This is a genomic window from Bradyrhizobium sp., from assembly GCF_049691595.1.
GTDB lineage: Bacteria > Pseudomonadota > Alphaproteobacteria > Rhizobiales > Xanthobacteraceae > Bradyrhizobium.
In genome coordinates, this window is the sequence record NZ_JBAVNZ010000042.1 from 1 (window position 1) to 2,058 (window position 2,058).

Consider the following 2,058-nt stretch of genomic DNA (forward strand, 5'->3'; position numbering starts at 1 on the left):
ATCCAAGCTTCCGTTGCAGCTCCATGGATTGCTTCGCTTCGCTCGCAATGACGATGGTCATACCAAAACGCAAAACGCCGGAGCGGATTTCCCGCCCCGGCGCCGCGACGATGCTTCGAAAGCTTACGCCGCGTTGTAACCCGCGACGGCCTTGACCTCGAGATATTCTTCCAGGCCGTACTTGCCCCATTCGCGGCCGTTGCCGGACTGCTTGTAGCCGCCGAACGGCGCGGTGCGGTCGTTCGGCACGCCCTGCAAATTGACGTTGCCGGCGCGGATCTGGCGGCCGACCTTGCGCGCCCGCTCGACGGTGCCGGCCGAAACGTAGCCGGCAAGACCGTAGGGCGTGTCATTGGCGATCCTGACCGCGTCGGCTTCGTCCCTGGCGCCGAGGATCGTCAGCACCGGGCCAAAAATTTCCTCGCGCGCGATCGTCATGTCGTTGGTGACGTCGGCGAAGATGGTCGGACGGACATAGAAGCCCTTGTTGACGCCCTCGGGAAGGCCGGGGCCGCCGGCGACCAGCGTTGCGCCTTCCTCGATGCCCTTCTGGATCAGCGCCTGGATCTTGTCCCACTGGCCGCGGTTGACGACGGGACCGATGGTGGTGCCTTCGGCGCGGGGATCGCCGGCCTTGGTCTTTTCGGCGACGCCCCTGGCGATCGCGGCGACCTCCTTCATCTTCGACAGCGGCACGATCATCCGCGACGGTGCGTTGCAGGACTGTCCGGAATTGTTGAACATGTGCATGACGCCGCCGGTGACCGCCCTGGTCAGGTCGGCATCATCGAGGATGACGTTCGGCGATTTGCCGCCGAGTTCCTGGCTGACGCGCTTCACGGTCGGCGCGGCACGCTTGGCGACATCGACGCCGGCGCGGGTCGAGCCGGTGAACGAAATCATGTCGATGTCCGGGTGCTCGCTCATGGCGGCGCCGACTTCGGGGCCGAGGCCGTTGATCAGGTTGAACACGCCCTTCGGCACGCCGGCCTCGTGCAGGATCTCCGCGAAGATCAGGGCCGAGGTCGGGGTGAATTCCGACGGCTTCAGGATCATGGTGCAGCCGGCGGCGAGCGCCGGCGCAACCTTGCAGGCGATCTGGTTCAGCGGCCAGTTCCATGGCGTGATCATGCCGACGACGCCGACCGGCTCACGCACCACCATTGCGGTGCCGCAGTTTTCCTCGAAATGGTAGTTCTTCAAAACCTCCAGCGTGGAGGCGAGATGGCCGAGGCCGGCGCCAGCTTGCAGCTTCTCCGCCATCGGCAGCGGCGCGCCCATTTCGTCGGACACGGCGGCGCCGATATCCTTCATGCGGCCCTTGTAGACTTCGATGATTTTTGTGAGCAGCGCGATGCGCTCCTCGCGGCTGGTCTGCGAATAGGTCTCGAACGCGCGCCTGGCCGCGGCCACCGCCTTGTCGACGTCGGCCTTGGAGCCGAGCGCAACCTCATACATCGCCTCTTCGGTGGCCGGGTTGACGACCGGCGTGGATTTTCTGACGACCGGATCGACCCAGGCGCCGTCGATGTAGAATTGCATGCGATTGACCATCGTAAACCTCTTTATTGCAGGACGAAGCGAGGGAATGGAAGCGTTCAGCAGGCATCCTTGCACGAAAGCTTGGGGAAATGAACCCGCCTTTGCGGGCAGGATATAAGGACAGCGGTGTGAAGGTGGCAAGACGGACGGCTTTCATTTGTGCGTGGGGAGACACCCCCACCCCGGCCCTCCCCCGCAAGCGCGGGAGAGGGAGAAGAAAGCAGCCGGTTGCATGACGTCGTCGGCCGCGCGGCACGGTGAACTCCCTCTCCCGCGCTTGCGGGGGAGGGTTGGGGTGGGGGCGCCGCTTGCTCAGTGAGATCACACCGCCATCTTGCGGTGCCGCACCGGGGCGCCGACGGTGAGACTTTCCGCCGCGTCGATGATGGCGTTGGCGTCGATGCCGTGGTGGCGGTAGAGGTCGGGGATCGTGCCGGTCTGGCCGAAATGCTCGACGCCGAGCGCCTCCAGCCGATGGCCGCGCACGCTGCCGAGCCAGGCGAGCGTGACCGGATG

At 65.2% G+C, this 2,058-nt stretch carries 2 protein-coding genes; both read right to left on the bottom strand.

What is annotated here, in order from left to right; all coding sequences use genetic code 11:
• Nucleotides 1–123: 123 nt before the first annotated feature.
• Entirely contained in the window at nucleotides 124–1,554 is a 1,431-nt protein-coding gene (locus tag WCE35_RS01800) for an aldehyde dehydrogenase family protein (RefSeq protein ID WP_424591629.1), read from the bottom strand.
• 309 nt (nucleotides 1,555–1,863) lie between these two features.
• A partial coding sequence (locus tag WCE35_RS01805; RefSeq protein WP_424591630.1) for a hypothetical protein occupies nucleotides 1,864–2,058 on the bottom strand: 195 nt, incomplete at its 5' end.